This is a genomic window from Streptomyces sp. RP5T, assembly GCF_003933965.1.
Taxonomy (GTDB): domain Bacteria; phylum Actinomycetota; class Actinomycetes; order Streptomycetales; family Streptomycetaceae; genus Streptomyces.
The window spans coordinates 14,251-30,709 of the sequence record NZ_RSAJ01000037.1 but is presented as its reverse complement, the minus strand read 5'-3'; the positions used below and the strand labels follow the sequence as shown (position 1 = coordinate 30,709).

Genomic DNA, 16,459 nt, shown 5'->3' with positions numbered 1-16,459 from the left:
GTGCGTCGCCCGTCGGCGTCCCGGTCAGGGCGTCGAGGTCGAACAGGGGGTCGGCGCCGTGTCCGGGGTCGGCGAATGGGGACGTCACGCGAGCCACCCTCCGCCTTCGATACGAAAGTTCGCCACAATTGTACGGAGTGGCGAGGTGAGCCCGGTGGTTACGTACCGGCGATCACGGGGCAGGACGTCGTAACCCACGCAGCGCAGATCTCCCTTTCGCACCTCCTCTGACGAGAGATACAGGACATGTCTGCTGAAGAAAGCGCGCACCACCCGCCCTGCCGCGTCGGCGTCGTGGCCGAGTCCGTCTCCGGTGAGACCCGGGTCGCCGCGACCCCGGCGACGGCGCGGCAGCTGATCGGTCTCGGCTACGAGGTCGTCGTCGAGTCCGGGGCCGGGGAGGCATCGGGCTTCGACGACCAGGCGTACGCCGATGTCGGCGCGGGGATCGCCGAGGCCTGGGAGGCGGACGTCGTCCTGAAGGTGAACGCCCCCACCGAGGCCGAGATCCGCCGGCTGCGCAGGGGCGCGGTCGTGGTCGCCCTGCTGGCCCCGGCACAGAATCCCGAGTTGCTCCGGGCGCTCGCCGATGCCGGGGTGACGGCCCTGGCGCTCGACGCGGTGCCGCGCATCTCGCGGGCCCAGTCGATGGACGTGCTGTCCTCGATGGCCAACATCGCCGGCTATCGCGCGGTCATCGAGGCCGCGCACGTCTTCGGGCGGTTCTTCACCGGTCAGGTCACCGCGGCGGGCAAGGTTCCGCCGGCGAAGGTGTTGGTGGCCGGGGCGGGGGTGGCCGGTCTCGCGGCGATCGGTGCCGCCTCCAGCCTCGGGGCGATCGTGCGCGCCACCGACCCCCGTCCGGAGGTCGCGGACCAGGTGAAGTCGCTGGGCGGCGAGTACCTGCCGGTGAACGTCACGCAGGAGGCGAGCACCGACGGCTACGCCAGGGCGACCTCCGACGACTACGACCGCGCCGCCGCAGAGCTCTACCACGAGCAGGCCCGGGACGTGGACATCGTCATCACCACCGCGCTGATCCCGGGGCGGCCCGCGCCGCGCCTGCTGACGGCCGAGGACGTGGCCGTGATGAAGCCCGGCAGCGTCATCGTCGACATGGCCGCCGCGATGGGCGGCAACGTCGAGGGCACCGTGCCCGGCCGGATCGTGGTGACCGACAACGGCGTGACGCTGATCGGCTACACCGACCTGGCCTCCCGGCTCCCCGCCCAGGCCTCGCAACTGTTCGGCACGAACCTGGTCAACCTGCTGAAACTGCTGACCCCCGGCAAGGACGGGCAGCTGACGATCGACTTCGACGACGTCGTGCAGCGGGCCGTGACCGTCGTACGCGACGGTGAGGTCACCTGGCCGCCGCCCCCCGTCGCGGTCTCGGCCGCTCCCGCGGCGCGGCCCGCGGCCCGGTCCGAGGCGCCCGCGCCGAAGCAGCCGAGGCTGACCCCCGCCCGGCGCTTCGGCCTGATCGGGCTCGGGATGCTCGCCATGTTCCTGCTGGTGGCCTTCGCCCCGGCCCAACTCGCCGGCAACTTCACGGTGTTCGCGCTGGCGGTGGTGATCGGCTACTACGTCATCGGCAAGGTGCACCACGCTCTGCACACCCCGCTGATGTCGGTGACCAACGCGATCTCCGGGATCGTCGTGATCGGTGCCCTGCTGCAGATCGGCCACGAGAGCCGGCTCGTCACCGTGCTGTCCTTCGTGGCGATCCTGCTGACGAGCGTCAACATCTTCGGCGGTTTCGCCGTCACCCGCCGCATGCTCTCCATGTTCTCGAAAGGCTGAGCCGAGATGACCTCCCTGACCGCCTCCCACGCGGCCGACCTGGTCGCCGCCCTGCTGTTCATCCTCAGCCTGGCCGGACTCTCCCAGCACCGCACCTCCCGCGCCGGCGTCGTCTACGGCATCGCCGGCATGGCTCTCGCCCTGGTCGCCACCGTGGTGGTGGCGGCGCGGAGCATCAGCGCCGGAGCGGTCGCGCTGATCGTGCTGGCGACGGCGCTGGGCGCGGCGCTCGGCCTGTGGCGGGCCCGGCGCGTCGAGATGACGCAGATGCCCGAACTCATCGCCGTCCTGCACAGCTTCGTCGGCCTCGCCGCGGTGCTGGTGGGCTGGAACAGCTACCTGGAGGTGGAGTCCCACGGATCGGCGCAGACCGAGGTCGGCGCCGAACTGCTGGGCATCCACCACGCCGAGGTGTTCATCGGCATCTTCATCGGCGCGGTCACCTTCACCGGCTCGATCGTCGCGTTCCTGAAGCTGTCGGCGCGGATCAAGTCCCGGCCGCTGATGCTGCCGGGCAAGAACGCCCTGAACGTCGGGGCGCTCGTGGCGTTCGTCGCGCTGACCGTGTGGTTCACGATCAGCCCGAGCCTGCCCCTGATGATCGCGGTGACCGCCCTGGCCCTGGCGCTCGGCTTGCACCTGGTCGCCTCCATCGGCGGTGGCGACATGCCCGTCGTCGTCTCCATGCTGAACAGCTACTCGGGCTGGGCGGCGGCCTCGGCCGGGTTCCTGCTCGACAACAACCTGCTCATCGTCACGGGCGCGCTGGTGGGCTCCTCCGGCGCCTACCTGTCGTACATCATGTGCAAGGCGATGAACCGGTCCTTCCTCTCCGTCATCGCGGGCGGTTTCGGCGTCGAGGCGCCGTCCGGCGGCGCGGAGGAGCAGGGGGAGCACCGTGAGGTGCGGGCGGCGGAGGTGGCCGAGATGCTCGCCCAGGCCCGCTCGGTGATCATCGCCCCCGGCTACGGCATGGCCGTCGCCCAGGCGCAGCACCCCGTCGCGGAGCTGACGCGGCAGTTGCGCGGGCGGGGTGTCGAGGTCCGCTTCGGCGTCCATCCCGTCGCCGGGCGCCTGCCCGGTCACATGAACGTGCTGCTCGCCGAGGCGAAGGTGCCCTACGACATCGTCCTGGAGATGGACGAGATCAACGACGACTTCGACGGCACCACGGTCGTGCTGGTCATCGGCGCGAACGACACCGTCAACCCGGCCGCGACCGACGACCCGGCGAGCCCGATCGCCGGGATGCCGGTGCTGCGGGTCTGGGAAGCCGAGCAGGTCGTCGTCTTCAAACGCTCCATGGCCTCCGGTTACGCGGGTGTGCAGAACCCGCTGTTCTTCCGGGAGAACAGCGGCATGCTGTTCGGCGACGCCAAACAGAGCGTGGAGGAGATCCTGCACGCTCTGGGGGCCGACAGCCGGCCCGGCGCGGCACCTGCGGCACGGCAGACGACGGTGTCCAGTCACTGACGGACCGGTGCCTTCGCGCCCGCCGTGACGGCGGACGCGGGGCCCGGACGGCCGATCACCCGCTGTAGAGGGCGCGGCGGATCGCTCTGCGCTGGCTCGCGGTGGTGTCGCCCCAGACGCCGTCCGCCTCACCGTGGCGGACGGCCCAGTCGCGGCAGGCGAGCAGTACCGGACACCGGCGACACACGGCGCGGGCGCGCGCCGTGGCGCTGTCCGTCTCCACCAGCGGGAAGAACAGCTCGGGGTCCTCGCCGACGCACAGCGCCCGAAGCCGCCAGGTCGAGCGAGGGCTCTCGATCGAGGATGTACGAGCCATACCGCACCTCCGCGGTCCGATCCGGGCACAGGCGTGACCGCGGCTGAAGCGCCACGGTCCCGGCAGAGGTGCACGGCATCCTATGACACATGCCGATAGAAGGCCATAGCCGACTTTCACGACATACGAACCGGCATGCGCAGCACTTCCGGGCCGATACCCGGAATGCGCCGAAGCGAGTGACGCGCACCGCATCGGCAGCGCTCCGAGTTGACCTCAAGCGCTTGAAGTACCGCAGGCTTGCCGCATGGCAGTGAGCAGAGACCACGTCGCGGACCTGACCATCCAGGAGATGGCGTACCGGTCGGGCTTCAGTGAACCCACCTTGCGCTACTACGAGAAGATCGGCCTTCTCGGAACGGTCGGCCGTGACGAGTCCAGCGGTCACCGGCGCTACGGCCCGGCGACCGTGGAGCGCGTCCTGGCGCTGTCCTGTCTGCGTTCGGCGGGGATGAGCGTCACCGGAATGCGGCGCTACCTGGACCTGCGGGCCCAAGGGGATGCGGCCGCGGCCGCACAGCACGAGCTGTTCACCACGCACGCCGACAGGCTCGCCGCCGAGATCGCGCAGTTGCAGCTCCGCCTCCAGTACCTGCGGGGCAAGGCCGACCTGTGGGACGCCCGGGTGCGGGGGGACGCGGACGCCGAGAAGCAGGCCATCGACGACGTCACGCGCGTCATCGACCGATTCACCGAGCGAAGGACCTCACGTTGAGCACAGAGAATGTCGCCGCCTCCTCCCGGGAGCGCGGGACCGTACTCGTCACCGGCGGCACCGGACTCGTCGGCAGCCACTCGATCGCCCGGCTGATCACCGAGGGCTACCGGACCCGGGTGACACTCCGGGAGCCGGCACAGCGGGACCGTATCCTCGCCGCGCTCCAGCGGGCCGGGACCGACCCGGGCGGCCGGCTGGAGTTCGCCGTCGCCGACCTCGGCGCCGAGCACGGCTGGGCCGAGGCCATGGACGGGGTCGACCATGTCCTGCATCACGCGTCTCCCTTCCCCGTCACTCCACCGGAGACGGAGGACGAGGTCATCCGGCCCGCCCGCGACGGCGCACTGCGCGTGCTCGCCGCGGCCCGGGCGGCCGGGATCGGGCGGGTGGTGATGACGTCGTCCTTCGCCGCGGTCGGCTACACCCTCAAGCCCGACAACCACTACTCCGAGACCGACTGGACCGATCCGGACACCCCGGGTCTGCCCGCCTATCACAAGTCGAAGGTGCTCGCCGAGCGAGCTGCCTGGGACTACGTCGACTCCCACGGTGACATCGAGCTGACGGTCATCAACCCCACCGGCATCTTCGGCCCCCGCCTGAGCGAGCGGGCCTCCGGCTCCCTCGGGCTGGTCGAGAACATGCTGAGCGGACGGATGCCGGTCGTCCCGCTGATGTACTTCGGTGTCGTCGACGTGCGGGACGTCGTGGACCTGCATCTGCGCGCCATGGTGCACCCGAAGGCGGCGGGGGAGCGCTTCCTCGCCGTCGGGGGACCGTCGATCAGCCTGTTCGGCATGGCACGGATCCTGCGTGAGCACGTCCCGGACGCGGCCGCCCGGCTGCCGGTGAAGGAGATGACCATCGAGCAGGTCATCGAGGCGGCCAGGACGGAACCCGCGCTGCGGGACGCGGCGGCCCTCCGGGGCCGGATCCCCGTCATCAGCAACGCCAAGGCCCGTGCGGTCCTGGACTGGAAGCCGCGGGACGTCGTCGAGACGATCGGGGCGACCGCGGACAGCCTGCTGGAGCGCTGAGAATGTTTCGAAAGTTGTCCGAAAATATGCACTGACTGAGCGGCCCTCATGTCCTGGGACACGGAGAGACGTCGCCGAACACTCCGGAATCCCGGCCTCCGCACGTTCGGAACCAGCCGTCGTCAGGGCAGGTGCTTACCACACGCAAGAAACACGAGGGTGGTTTCCCGACTAAGTGAACTCGTGTGCCGGAAGGGGCCGTTGGTGTCCTTCCCTCACTCGAAAGGGTGGCTAGCATGAGCGGCACGCGTGATCCGGAAGCGCACCGTCCCCTGGCCGGTCGCCCTTCCCGGACCGCCGATGACCTGCAGTCGTGCCTGCTCGTACGAACCGAGGGACCGCGGAATGCCAGTGCCTGCTCGCTCCCGTCAGCGTCGGCGTGGGAAAGGAGCGAGTTCTTCTCCGGCCGTGTTCCCGGTCGTCCTGGTCGCCGCGGCCGCGGGTGCTGCCGCGGCGGCCGTTCTCGCTCCCGCCGACGCCCGTTCCTGGGTGCTCGGCACGGCGATCGCAGCCTGGTGCTGTGTCGCCCTCGTCACCGGCATCGCGTTCTACCTCGTACGTCGTGCCCGTCGGCAGGCGGCCGCCCGGGACAGCGAACTCGGGATGACCAAGGACAACTGGAAGCAGCAGGGCACCGAGGTCGCCCAGCTCGTCAACGTGAGCCTTCCGGGGATCGCACAGCAGTTGAGGAGCGGCGCGAGCGCCGAGGACTCCCTCTCCCGTGTGGCCACCCCGTCCGACCCGCAACTGCGCCAGATACTGGAGACCTTCGCCGCGGAGCTCGGCGCGTCGGTCGGGCGAGCCGGCACCGCCGAGACCGAACTGCGCCAGATGCGCAGCGAACTGGCCAAGGGCCGGGCGGAACTCGAGCGACTGATCGAGGAGACGCTGCCCGCCGCGGTGGCCCTGCTGAGGGAAGGCAGTTCCGGCAGCACCGTCCTCACCAAGTTCGACTGGCCGCAGAGCGCCCTGGTGCGGGAAGCGGCGGAGTGGTTCGTCCGTGAACTCGCCTACAGCGAACGGCGTTCCGCGGCCGCCCAGGCCGCCTCCGCCAAGGCGCTGAGCCGGGTCCAGTCCAAGACCGTCGCGATGCTGGCCGACCTGCGCGAGATGCAGGACCGGCACGGCCAGGACGTCTTCGGTGACCTGCTGCGGCTGGACCACAGCACCTCGCAGCTCGGTCTGATGACGGACCGGCTGGCCCTCCTGATGGGCGGTCGCTCCAGCCGCGTCTGGAACAAGCCGATCGTCATGGAGAGCATCCTGCGCGGAGCCGTCGGCCGGATCGCCGCCTACCGGCGGGTGCGCCTGCACTCCTCCAGCAAGGCGGCGATCGCGGGCTTCGCCGCCGAGGGCGTGATGCATCTGCTCGCCGAACTCATGGACAACGCCGCGAACTTCTCGCCGCCGATCGACGAGGTCCACGTGTACGTGGAGGAACGCAGCGCCGGTCTTGTCGTCACCATCGAGGACAGCGGCCTGAAGATGTCGGACGCCGCCATGCGCCGTGCCGAGGACTCCGTGTCGGGCCGGGTCACCGACCTCGCCTCGCTGCAGGGCACCCGGCTCGGCCTGACCGTGGTCGGCCGGCTCGCCGCGCGCTACGGCATCAGCGTCAACTACCGGCCGTCCTCGCGCGGCGGCACCGGCGTCGTCGTACTGCTGCCTCCCCAGCTCCTGGCCCAGCAGCGCGAGCCCGTCGTCGAGCGGCCGCGACGCGTCGCGGAGATCCCGGCCGCACCGGCCCCCGTCACCGAAGCCGAGGAGACGCCGGCCCCGCGCACCCGACCGGCCGCGGAACCGGCCCCGTCCGCCGAGGTGACGCCCCTGCCCAGCACCGAAGTCCCCGCCGAGCACGGTGCGTCCGACCCCGGTGCGTCCCCCGGCCGCACCCTGCCCGTACGCGCCCCCGGCCGCACGATGGCCGCCGCAGAGCGCGCACGGCAGAAACCCGCGGCCCCCGCACCCGCGGCCGAGCCGACCGAACCGGCCGTCGCGCGCGACGCCGGCAGCAGGTTCGGTGCCTTCCACCGTGCCCGTCATGGCGGTGGCGTGTCCGGCGACTCCGTCACTCCGCCCGGTGACGGCGACGGGACCGCGGCCGAGTGAGGCGGGAACCCCCGCACCTCACGGCCCGCGGACCGCACGGCCCCGCACACGTCACGGGCAGCAGCCCTCTACTCAGCACCTCGTCGCCGCATTCGATGGATAGGAGGAACGGGCCGGGTGACCGCCGACCGGTCGCCACTCGTCCCGATCACCATGGAGACCACTGACAACAGCCTCACCTGGCTCCTGACGAACCTCTTGGAGCGCACCCCGGGCACCCGCCATGCCCTCGTCCTGTCGCGGGACGGCCTGAAGCTGTGCTGGACGGAGCACATGACGCTCGACCAGGCCGACCAGCTGGCGGCCATCTGCTCCGGCATCCAGGCCCTCGCGCAGGGCGCCTCCGTGGAGTTCGGAGACGGGTCGGGCGGTGTGCGGCACTCCATGACGGAGTTCCACGGCGGCCTGCTGTTCATCGTGGAGGCGGGCGAGGGCGCGCACCTGGCCGTCGTCGCGCAGGAGAACGCCGACCCGGGCGTCGTCGGTCACCAGATGACGGAACTCGTCGAGCAGATCGGCGAGCATCTGAGGGCGGAACCGCGTACGCCCGTCGGCCGGGGTGCCCGCGCGTGATCCGTAAACCCGTGGACGTCGGGGATCCCGACCGGCTCTACATGGTCACGGGCGGCCGCAGCACCGCTGACGAGACCTTCGACCTGGTGACGCTGATCGTCAGCGAGAGCGAACCGAGCACCGGCATGCAGTCGGAGCACGTGCGGATCCTCGAGCTGTGCCGACACCCCACGGCGCTGGTGGAGATCTCCGCCGAGCTGAAACTGCCCGTCACGGTCGCCCGCATCCTCGTCGGCGACCTGCACGACATGGGCAAGATCAGCGCCCGTCACCCCCGCGCCGCCGAGTCCGTCGCGTCGCTTCCCGAAACCGCCTTGCTCCAGGAGGTCCTCAATGGGCTCCGCAACCTCTGAGCTTTCCTCCCAAACCTCCGAGCCTCCCTCCCGGCGCACACCGCTGGCCGACGCGGCCGAGACCGGTCTGAAGATCGTCGTGGTCGGTGGGTTCGGGGCCGGCAAGACCACCCTGGTCCGTTCGGTGAGCGAGATCCGGCCGCTGAACACCGAAGAGCTGATGACGCAGGCCGGGCAGGGGGTCGACGAGACGGCCGGTGTGGAGGGCAAGACGACCACGACCGTCGCCTTCGACTTCGGCCGTATCAGTCTCAACGAGCGCATGGTGCTCTACCTGTTCGGGGCACCGGGCCAGGAGCGGTTCTGGTTTCTGTGGGACCGCCTGTTCTCCGGGACGCTGGGCGCGGTCGTCCTCGTCGACACACGCCGTATGGAGGACTGCTGGTACGCGATCGACCGGCTCGAACACCACAAGACCCCGTTCGTGGTGGCCGTCAACCGCTTCGACGGTGACGAGAACCGCTTCTCGCTGGAGGAGATCCGCACGGCCCTCGCGCTGGGTGAGCATGTGCCGATGGTCGACTGCGACGCCCGGGTCAGGTCCTCGGGCAAGGAGGTCCTCATCGCCCTCGTGGACCACCTCTACTCAATGGCACTGTCCCAGGAGAGCACACCGTGAGCGATCCCACCGGCTCCCCGTCGGCATCCACTCCGCCCCCCGGCTGCCCCGCGCACGACGGCGCGGTGCGGCTGGGCGGCCTGGAGTACCAGCAGACGCCCTCGCAGCTGTACCGCTCGTTGCGCCGGGAGCACGGGGCGGTCGCGCCGGTGCTGCTCGACCACGACATCCCCGCCTGGCTGGTCCTCGGCTATCCCGAGGTCTGCTACGTGACCAGCCACGACGAGCTGTTCGCGCGGGACTCGCGACGCTGGAACCAGTGGGATCACATTCCGTCGGACTGGCCCCTGTTGCCGTTCGTCGGCTACCAGCCGTCCGTGCTGTTCACCGAGGGGGCGGAGCACCAGCGCCGGGCGGGCGTGATCACCCAGGCGCTGGACGGCGTGGACCAGTTCGAGCTGGCCCGCGAGTGCGAGCTGATCTCCGGTCAGCTGGTCTCGTCGTTCTCCGGCAGCGGTCAGGCCGAGTTGATGAGCATGTACGCCCACGCGCTGCCGGCCCGTGCCGTGCTGTGGATGTGCGGCATGCCGCAGGACAGCACCGACACCGAGCAGCTCGTCGACGACCTGAGGATCTCGCTCGACGCCGGTGAGGGCGAGGACCCGGTGGCCGCGTACACCCGGGTCGGCGAGCGGATCGTGCAGCTGGTCAAGGAGAAGCGGGAGCGGCCCGGTCCGGACGTCACGTCCCGGATGCTGCTGGACCCGGCCGGCCTCAGCGACGAGGAGGTCGTGCAGGACCTGATCACCGTGATCGCGGCCGCGCAGCAGCCGACCGCCAACTGGATCTGCAACACCCTGCGGCTGCTGCTGACCGACGAGCGCTTCGCGCTGAACGTCTCCGGCGGCAGGGTCAGCGTGGGGGACGCGCTGAACGAGGTGCTGTGGCTGGACACGCCGACGCAGAACTTCATCGGCCGGTGGGCCGTGCGCGACACGCAGCTGGGGGGTCGGCTCATCCGCGAGGGGGACTGCCTGGTGCTGGGTCTCGCGGCCGCCAACACCGACCCGCAGATCTGGCCGGAGTCGCATGTCGGTGCGGAGAACTCGGCGCACCTGTCCTTCGGCAACGGTGAGCACCGCTGCCCCTATCCCGCCCCGCTGATGGCGGACGTGGTGGCACGTACGGCGGTGGAGACGCTGCTGGAGCGCCTCCCCGACCTGGTGCTGGCCGTCGAGCCGGAGGAACTGACGTGGCGTCCGTCGATCTGGATGCGCGGACTGACCACCTTGCCCGTGCAGTTCACCCCTGCCGTGCAGTAGCCGTACTCGCCACCGCCCGGGCAGGGACGCGCGAACTGCCCGGGCCGGAGACGGCGGGGGTGATGCCGGCGGTCGGCGTCAGACTCCGCTCGGGGTGAAGCGCACCGGCAGCGCCTGCGGGCCGCGCGTGAACACGCCCTGCTCGACGGGGTCGAAACCGTCCGCGAGACGGAGGTCCGGCATCGCGTCCAGCAGTTGGTTCACGCCGGTCTCGACCTCCGCCTTGGCGAGCAGGGCGCCGACGCAGAAGTGGCGGCCGAGCGCGAAGGCGAGGTGATCCGCGGCGGCCGAGAACGCCGAGGTCGTGCTGAGGTCGTCACGGAAGATGTCGAACCGGTCGGGCTCGCGGTAGCGCCGCTCGTCCCGGTTGGCGGCGCCGATCAGGCACGTCACCGTGGCTCCGGCTGGGATGGTGCCGCCGGTGACCTGGACCTCGGTGGCCGACTGCCGCATGATCATGTGCACGGGCGGGGTGTGGCGCAGCGTCTCGGCGAAGGCCGCGGGTATCAGGCTCCGGTCCTCGCGGACGGCCGCCAACTGGTCCGGATGCACCAGCAGGTTGGCCAGGATGCTGGCGATCGCCTTGTCGGTGGTCTCCCCACCGGCCGCGAGCAGCAGACTGCAGAACGCCTTGATGTCCTCGTCGCTCATCCGGACACCGTCGACCTCCGCGGCGCACAGCGAGGACAGCAGGTCATCACCCGGGTGGTCGCGCCGCTCACGGATGATCGGGATCATGTACTCGGCGAACTCCACCCGGGTGCGCTCGCCCGCCGCGGTGACCTCGGGGTCACCGGCGAGGTTGCCGAGGAAGGCGATGACGGCCGTGTACCAGCCGTGGAAGCGGGCGTGGTCGGCCTTGTCCAGGCCCAGCATGTCCGCGATGACGTTGACCGGGAAACGGGTGGCGTAGTCGCCGACGATGTCGGCGGAGCCGGTGTGCCGGAACACGTCGATGAGTTCGCGGGAGTTGCGCTCGATGACCGGCATGAACCTCTCCTGGAGGTCCCTGCCGCGGAAGGCGGGTGCGACCAGGGCCCTGCGCACCGCGTGCTCACGGCCGCTGAGCTGCAGGATCGTCTTGCCGTGGACCGGCTCCAGCTGCCAGTTGTAGTTGTCGGTCGTGAACTCCGCGTTCTTGTCCTTGAAGACCCGCTCGACGTCCTCGTAGCGGGAGATGACATAGCTCTGCGTGGCCTCGTGCCAGATCAGCGGCTCTTTCTCCCGCATGACCGCGTAGGCGGGATAGGGGTTCGCGGCGAACTCGGGCGAAAGGATGTCAGGAACCTGCTGGGCCGTGGACACGGAACTCCTTCGAGGTGGATGCCTGCGCTCGCGCACCAGGTTAATGATCTTACGTGGCCTCAAACAGGCCAGTCCTGGCCGAAGTTGAGCGCAAAACGGCGTTCTCCTGAGGGCGAGAGGGTAGGGTCGAGTTTGTAAACTGAGGTGACAAACATGGATCGCTGACGAACGGGACCCGAATGACCGATCACATCGCGCCCCCTCCTCCGGCCCGCGACGTCCGCCATGCTCGTGACGCCGGCGACGGGATCAGGCTGCTCACCGCGGTGCGGCCCAGCGCGCGGCAGGTGGCGTGGCAGTCGATGGAGTTCTACGCCTTCCTCCACTTCGGCATGAACACGATGACGGATCGCGAGTGGGGACTGGGCGGCGAGGATCCGACGCTGTTCGACCCGGCCTGCCTGGACGTCGACCAGTGGATGTCGGCGCTGGCCGCGGCGGGGATGACAGGTGCCATCCTCACCGCCAAGCACCATGACGGCTTCTGCCTCTGGCCCTCACGGGCGACCGCGCACACCGTCGCCGCCTCGCGATGGCGGGGCGGAAAGGCCGACCTGGTCGCACTCGTGGCCGACGCCGCACGCCGGCACGGTCTGAAGTTCGGCATCTACCTGTCCCCCTGGGACCGCACGGAGGCGACGTACGGCTCGGGCAGGGCCTACGACGACTTCTTCGTGCGTCAGCTGGAGGAGCTGCTGTCCTGGTACGGCGAGGTGTTCTCGGTCTGGTTCGACGGTGCCAACGGCGAGGGCCCCGACGGTCCGCGCCAAGTGTACGACTGGGAGCGTTACTACGCGGTCGTACGGCGGCTGCAACCCGGTGCGGTGATCTCGGTCTGCGGCCCGGACGTCAGGTGGTGCGGAAACGAGGCCGGGCACACCAGGCCTGACGAATGGAGTGTCGTACCCGCCGCACTCCGCGATGCCGAACGGATCGCCGATCGCTCGCAGCATGCCGACGACGGAGTCTTCTCCCGCCTCGTCCGGAGCGACGACGAGGATCTGGGCAGTCGGAAGGCTCTTGCCGGCCGGCTGGACGATCTCGTGTGGTACCCCGCCGAGGTGAACACGTCCATCCGGCCGGGCTGGTTCCACCACCCGCACGAGGACAGCTCCGTCCGCTCCGCCGACGAACTCTTCGCGCTGTGGTGTGACGCGGTCGGAGGCAACGCGTGCCTCCTGCTCAACGTCCCGCCCGACCGCCGCGGCCTCCTGGCCGATCCCGACGTCGCCGCCCTGAAGGGGCTCGGCGAACGCATCCGGGCGTTCCGTGACGGAGTGCTGCACGCGGACGTCGACATGTCGTCCGGGAAGCCGCGTACCGGAGCGGGGGAGCCGCGGGGCGACCGGTCCGCCCTGGCCCGCCTGGACGGGGACGCGGCGGTGCCGTACGTGTGGCGTCCGGAGGCGTTCGACGAGATGCCGGTCCTCTCGCTCACCCTCGCCGACTCCACCGAGGTCGGCGCGGTGGTCATCCGCGAGGACATCACCCAGGGCCAACGCGTCGAGCGGGTCGCGGTGATCGGCGTGTCCGACGGCCGCGAACGCGTGCTGGCGGAGGCGAACTCGGTCGGCCACCAGCGCATCCTGCGCTTTGAGCCGACGGTCGTGGACGCGGTCAGGGTCAGGATCGAGGCGTCCCGCGGCCGTCCGGCGATCCGTACCCTGGCGGTGATCGATGCCGCCGGTGCGTGGCCTCGCGGCTGAGGACCGGGCGGGGCCGTGCCGTAGCAGGCAGTCGCCGGGACTGTGTTGGATGTACTCATGACGAGCGCACCTGACGACCTCACCGCGGCCCCCGGGGCCGATCCCGGATGGCCCCGGCTGCATCCGACGACGCAGTCGGCCTACAACCGCATCCTGTGGAACGGTGGACTCTCCAAGAGCGAGGTGGCGAAGAAGCTCGGTCTGTCCCGCACCCGCATGACGGCGATCGCACGCGACCTGGAGGCCGCGGGGCTCATCGTCGAGGGCGGCAGGGAGCAGAGGGCCAGCACGGGGCGGCCCGCGGACATGCTGCTCGCACGGACCGATCTCTTCCACTTCCTCGGTGTACACGTGCGTGCGGACGAGCTGGTCGTCGCGGGAATCGATCTGGCCAACACGGTGGTCTGGGAGCGGCGACAGCCTGTCGGCGAGCTCGACACGTCCGTCATCGGCGCCCACTGCCGCAAGTGGCTCGTCGAGGCGAAGGCCGACGGGCTGCGGGTGGCCGCACTGGCCGTGTGCGGGTCCACGGAGCGGATCGACGGGGCGGCCGAGGGCATGGGCCTGCACGCCGTGGTGCCCGAGGTGGTCCGTCTGGAGTGGGAGGAGCTCTTCGGCGTCCCGGTGTGGGTCGAGGACGACGTCGTGGCCCTGACCGCCTTCGAGCAGTGGCCGCGGCTCGCCGAAGGGCAGGACAGCATGGCGCTCATCTCGCTCGGGAGGGACATCGGGTTCGGACTGGTCGCCGACCGCAAGATCATCCTTGGTGCGCACCGCAGGGCGGGAAGATTCTCCCACGTGCGGGTGGCATCCGATGGCGCGAGGTGTCCTCTTGGCCACCGTGGCTGCCTCTGGGCGGAGAGCTCCGTCACCTCGATCGTGCAGGACGTCACCGGTGCCCGGAGTCTGGCCGACGTCCTTGCCCGCGCCCAGGCGGGTGAGCAGGCGGCACGCGAGCGGTTGGCGCGCGCCGCGCGCGGAATCGGTGCGGCGGCCGGACACGTCCTGAACCTGCTCGACCCCGACAAGGTGATCCTGACGGGCGACAGCCCGTCGATCCTGGACTCGCGCGACGGAGACTTCGAGGAGGGCCTGCGCGGCGTGTACCTGGCGCCGGAACCGCCGATCGTCGAGGTCACGGTGTTCGACTTCCTCGAGTGGGCGCGAGCGGCGGCCGGCCTGGCCCTGTACCGGCGGCTCGCCGAGTACGACCGCTGAGTCCCGCGGTGCCCGTCGGCGGGCACGGCCCGTGGACGGGTGGTGCCATGGGTGGCGCTTGGTGACGAAGCGAACTGCCGCCACCCGGTGCTTCGTTCGCGTGCCCGCCCGCCGAGGACGGCTGCGGTCGCGGGACCCCGTCCGGTGCTGCCCTGCACCGTCGTGGCGGGGCGTTGCCGTGTCTGTTCTGCGCTCGGAGATCTCGTCGGGCAGCGGTCCGAACCGATGTCACCTCCGACGATCCGTTGACTCCCGCTCGTGGCAGGGCTTTCCCGGACATCACCACGGTCCACCTGGGCCGATGACGCGCGCCATCGGGGGAAGGGCTCCCCGTCTTCGTGCGCGCGGCCCCAACTGCCCCGCACAGCAGGTCGGACCTGCTTTCCGAGGTTGGCTCCACGCACGCGCAGCCCCCGGACGAAAGGCCCTTCTGCCGGCTTTCGGACGCCTACCAGCCATGCGTGTGCAGTGGCGTTGACCGCCCCGACTGCCGGTCGTGTCCCGTTTGCAGTGCCCCGGGTGCGTGGTCCGCGATCGCGAAGGTGGCTGGAATGCCACGCACACCGGAGTTTGTCACCTCCATTGACAAACTCGTGAGAGGCGAGTGATGCTCGTCGCCGCGAGAGGCCATGTCCCCTCCGAGTCAAGGGAGACTCCATGCGCGTCAGGAAGTTCCGCACGACCTTGGCCGTTGCGGCCGTGGCAGTCGTCACCTCTCTCCTCGCTTCCGCCTGCTCGGGCGGAGGCGCCGCCACGTCCGACGGAGGGAAGGTCACGTTGCGGTACTGGGCGTGGGCGCCCGGGAGCGCGAAGGAAGTCGCGGAGTTCAACCGCACGCATCCGAACATCCGTGTCGTTCACACCGACGCCGGTGGCGGCGAGCAGTCGTCCGCCAAGCTGCTGGCCGCGATGCGAGCGGACAACGCACCCGACCTCGCCCTCGTGGAGAACACCGCACTGCCGCGCATGATCGTCGCGGGTGCGCCGCTGGACATCACCGACTACGTGTCCGACGTCCGGAAGAACTACTCGCCCGGTTCCTGGGCGCAGACGACCTTCGGCGGCCGCACGTACGCGCTGCCCCAGGACGTCGGTCCCATGGCGCTGCTCTATCGCAAGGACGTCTTCGACAGGTACGGCGTCAAAGCGCCGGTGACATGGGAGGACTACCGCAAGGCGGCTGCCACGATCAAGGCCAGGAACCCGAAGCTCACGATGGCGTCCCTGAGCACCGACGGGTGGGGCTGGTACGCCGCCGTGGCGGCGCAGGCCGGCGACGACTGGTGGTCGGTCCACGGGGACACGTGGACGGTCGGCATCGACGGTGCGCACTCCCGCACGATGATGGACTTCTTCCAGGGCATGTACGAGGACGGGCTCATCGCGGCCGATCCGATCCTGACGCCGACGTACAACCAGCAGCTGAACAACGGCACGATGCTGTCCTGGCCCTCCGCCGTCTGGGCTCCCGGCGTCGTCTACGGAGTGGCGCCGAAGACCGCCGGCAAGTGGGCCCTCGCACCCCTGCCCCGGTGGAACGCGGACGACCCGACCGTCTCGTTCCAGGGCGGCTCGTCCGTCGTCGTCACCTCCAAGTCCAGCCACCCCGAGGAAGCCGCCGAGTTCGCGAAGTGGCTCAACGCCGGTGACCAGGGCGCGAAGATGATCCTCAACGTGCAGAACGGCTATCCCGCGGCCCTGTCGGGCCAGAAGGCCGCCACGTCGCAGAAGCCCCCGGCCCTCATGCCCGAGCAGTCCGACTACTACAAGGTCGTCGCCGGCATCGCCAAGCACACCCGCCCGGTGACCTGGGGCCCGAACACCGATGTCGCGGCGACCGCGTTCACGGACGCGATGAACGCGGCCGTACACAACGGCTCGTCATGGGCGGACGTCCTGACCGTCACGCAGAAAGCGGTCGTGAACGACCTGAAGAAGCAGGGATTCAAGGTCAGCGAGGGCTAGGA

General features: G+C 70.2%; 14 protein-coding genes. 12 read left to right on the top strand and 2 right to left on the bottom strand.

The window, feature by feature from the left end:
* Nucleotides 1-246 precede the first annotated feature (246 nt).
* Nucleotides 247-1,803, top strand: a complete 1,557-nt coding sequence (locus EHS43_RS06675; RefSeq protein WP_125189607.1) for a Re/Si-specific NAD(P)(+) transhydrogenase subunit alpha — start codon at nucleotides 247-249, stop codon at nucleotides 1,801-1,803.
* Between the two features lie 6 nt (nucleotides 1,804-1,809).
* Nucleotides 1,810-3,276 carry a Re/Si-specific NAD(P)(+) transhydrogenase subunit beta gene (gene pntB / locus EHS43_RS06670; protein ID WP_185806137.1) on the top strand — a complete coding sequence of 489 codons (1,467 nt, stop codon included), beginning with the start codon at nucleotides 1,810-1,812 and terminating at the stop codon, nucleotides 3,274-3,276.
* A gap of 55 nt (nucleotides 3,277-3,331) precedes the next feature.
* Here the strand turns inward: pntB and EHS43_RS06665 are convergent, their stop codons facing one another.
* On the bottom strand, nucleotides 3,332-3,592 hold the full coding sequence (locus EHS43_RS06665; RefSeq protein ID WP_125189606.1) for a WhiB family transcriptional regulator: 261 nt from the start codon (nucleotides 3,590-3,592) through the stop codon (nucleotides 3,332-3,334).
* Nucleotides 3,593-3,839: 247 nt separating this feature from the next.
* Between EHS43_RS06665 and EHS43_RS06660 the strand changes: the two genes are divergently transcribed.
* The 7 genes from EHS43_RS06660 to EHS43_RS06630 all read left to right on the top strand — a co-directional run bounded on the left by EHS43_RS06660 (nucleotide 3,840) and on the right by EHS43_RS06630 (nucleotide 10,263).
* The gene (locus tag EHS43_RS06660; RefSeq protein WP_125189605.1) at nucleotides 3,840-4,307 is read left to right on the top strand and encodes a MerR family transcriptional regulator; all 468 of its coding nucleotides are present in this window, start codon (nucleotides 3,840-3,842) and stop codon (nucleotides 4,305-4,307) included.
* Complete coding sequence (locus EHS43_RS06655; protein WP_125189604.1) at nucleotides 4,304-5,347, top strand: NAD-dependent epimerase/dehydratase family protein; 1,044 nt, start codon at nucleotides 4,304-4,306, stop codon at nucleotides 5,345-5,347. Before EHS43_RS06660 ends, EHS43_RS06655 begins: the two co-directional genes overlap by 4 nt.
* A 345-nt stretch (nucleotides 5,348-5,692) precedes the next feature.
* A complete protein-coding gene (locus EHS43_RS06650; RefSeq protein ID WP_125189603.1) occupies nucleotides 5,693-7,456 on the top strand; it encodes a sensor histidine kinase KdpD in 1,764 nt (587 codons plus the stop codon).
* 153 nt (nucleotides 7,457-7,609) lie between these two features.
* Nucleotides 7,610-8,029, top strand: coding sequence for a roadblock/LC7 domain-containing protein (locus tag EHS43_RS06645; protein ID WP_125189610.1), 420 nt, complete (start codon nucleotides 7,610-7,612; stop codon nucleotides 8,027-8,029).
* Nucleotides 8,026-8,382 (top strand): DUF742 domain-containing protein, encoded by a 357-nt coding sequence (locus EHS43_RS06640; protein ID WP_125189602.1) that lies wholly within the window; start codon nucleotides 8,026-8,028, stop codon nucleotides 8,380-8,382. The genes EHS43_RS06645 and EHS43_RS06640 overlap by 4 nt, the downstream gene beginning before the upstream one ends.
* On the top strand, nucleotides 8,363-9,001 hold the full coding sequence (locus EHS43_RS06635) for an ATP/GTP-binding protein (RefSeq protein WP_125189601.1): 639 nt from the start codon (nucleotides 8,363-8,365) through the stop codon (nucleotides 8,999-9,001). Before EHS43_RS06640 ends, EHS43_RS06635 begins: the two co-directional genes overlap by 20 nt.
* Nucleotides 8,998-10,263 carry a cytochrome P450 gene (locus EHS43_RS06630; protein ID WP_125189600.1) on the top strand — a complete coding sequence of 422 codons (1,266 nt, stop codon included), beginning with the start codon at nucleotides 8,998-9,000 and terminating at the stop codon, nucleotides 10,261-10,263. Before EHS43_RS06635 ends, EHS43_RS06630 begins: the two co-directional genes overlap by 4 nt.
* A 78-nt stretch (nucleotides 10,264-10,341) precedes the next feature.
* Here the strand turns inward: EHS43_RS06630 and EHS43_RS06625 are convergent, their stop codons facing one another.
* Nucleotides 10,342-11,568 carry a cytochrome P450 gene (locus EHS43_RS06625; protein ID WP_125189599.1) on the bottom strand — a complete coding sequence of 409 codons (1,227 nt, stop codon included), beginning with the start codon at nucleotides 11,566-11,568 and terminating at the stop codon, nucleotides 10,342-10,344.
* A 179-nt stretch (nucleotides 11,569-11,747) separates the two neighbouring features.
* Between EHS43_RS06625 and EHS43_RS06620 the strand changes: the two genes are divergently transcribed.
* From EHS43_RS06620 to EHS43_RS06610, 3 genes are all read left to right on the top strand, one after another.
* Nucleotides 11,748-13,274 carry an alpha-L-fucosidase gene (locus EHS43_RS06620; protein ID WP_125189598.1) on the top strand — a complete coding sequence of 509 codons (1,527 nt, stop codon included), beginning with the start codon at nucleotides 11,748-11,750 and terminating at the stop codon, nucleotides 13,272-13,274.
* Nucleotides 13,275-13,331: 57 nt separating this feature from the next.
* The gene (locus tag EHS43_RS06615; protein ID WP_125189597.1) at nucleotides 13,332-14,492 is read left to right on the top strand and encodes an ROK family transcriptional regulator; all 1,161 of its coding nucleotides are present in this window, start codon (nucleotides 13,332-13,334) and stop codon (nucleotides 14,490-14,492) included.
* 657 nt (nucleotides 14,493-15,149) lie between these two features.
* On the top strand, nucleotides 15,150-16,457 hold the full coding sequence (locus EHS43_RS06610) for an ABC transporter substrate-binding protein (protein WP_125189596.1): 1,308 nt from the start codon (nucleotides 15,150-15,152) through the stop codon (nucleotides 16,455-16,457).
* The last annotated feature ends 2 nt before the right edge of the window (nucleotides 16,458-16,459 follow it).

What these genes read in the sequence shown, in the direction of transcription:
- EHS43_RS06675 (WP_125189607.1), top strand. Translation starts at nt 247, where the DNA reads ATGTCTGCTGAAGAAAGCGCGCACCACCCGCCCTGCCGCGTCGGCGTC.
- pntB (WP_185806137.1), top strand. Translation starts at nt 1,810, where the DNA reads ATGACCTCCCTGACCGCCTCCCACGCGGCCGACCTGGTCGCCGCCCTG.
- EHS43_RS06665 (WP_125189606.1), bottom strand. Translation starts at nt 3,592, where the DNA reads ATGGCTCGTACATCCTCGATCGAGAGCCCTCGCTCGACCTGGCGGCTT.
- EHS43_RS06660 (WP_125189605.1), top strand. Translation starts at nt 3,840, where the DNA reads ATGGCAGTGAGCAGAGACCACGTCGCGGACCTGACCATCCAGGAGATG.
- EHS43_RS06650 (WP_125189603.1), top strand. Translation starts at nt 5,693, where the DNA reads ATGCCAGTGCCTGCTCGCTCCCGTCAGCGTCGGCGTGGGAAAGGAGCG.
- EHS43_RS06645 (WP_125189610.1), top strand. Translation starts at nt 7,610, where the DNA reads ATGGAGACCACTGACAACAGCCTCACCTGGCTCCTGACGAACCTCTTG.
- EHS43_RS06635 (WP_125189601.1), top strand. Translation starts at nt 8,363, where the DNA reads ATGGGCTCCGCAACCTCTGAGCTTTCCTCCCAAACCTCCGAGCCTCCC.
- EHS43_RS06620 (WP_125189598.1), top strand. Translation starts at nt 11,748, where the DNA reads ATGACCGATCACATCGCGCCCCCTCCTCCGGCCCGCGACGTCCGCCAT.
- EHS43_RS06615 (WP_125189597.1), top strand. Translation starts at nt 13,332, where the DNA reads ATGACGAGCGCACCTGACGACCTCACCGCGGCCCCCGGGGCCGATCCC.
- EHS43_RS06610 (WP_125189596.1), top strand. Translation starts at nt 15,150, where the DNA reads ATGCGCGTCAGGAAGTTCCGCACGACCTTGGCCGTTGCGGCCGTGGCA.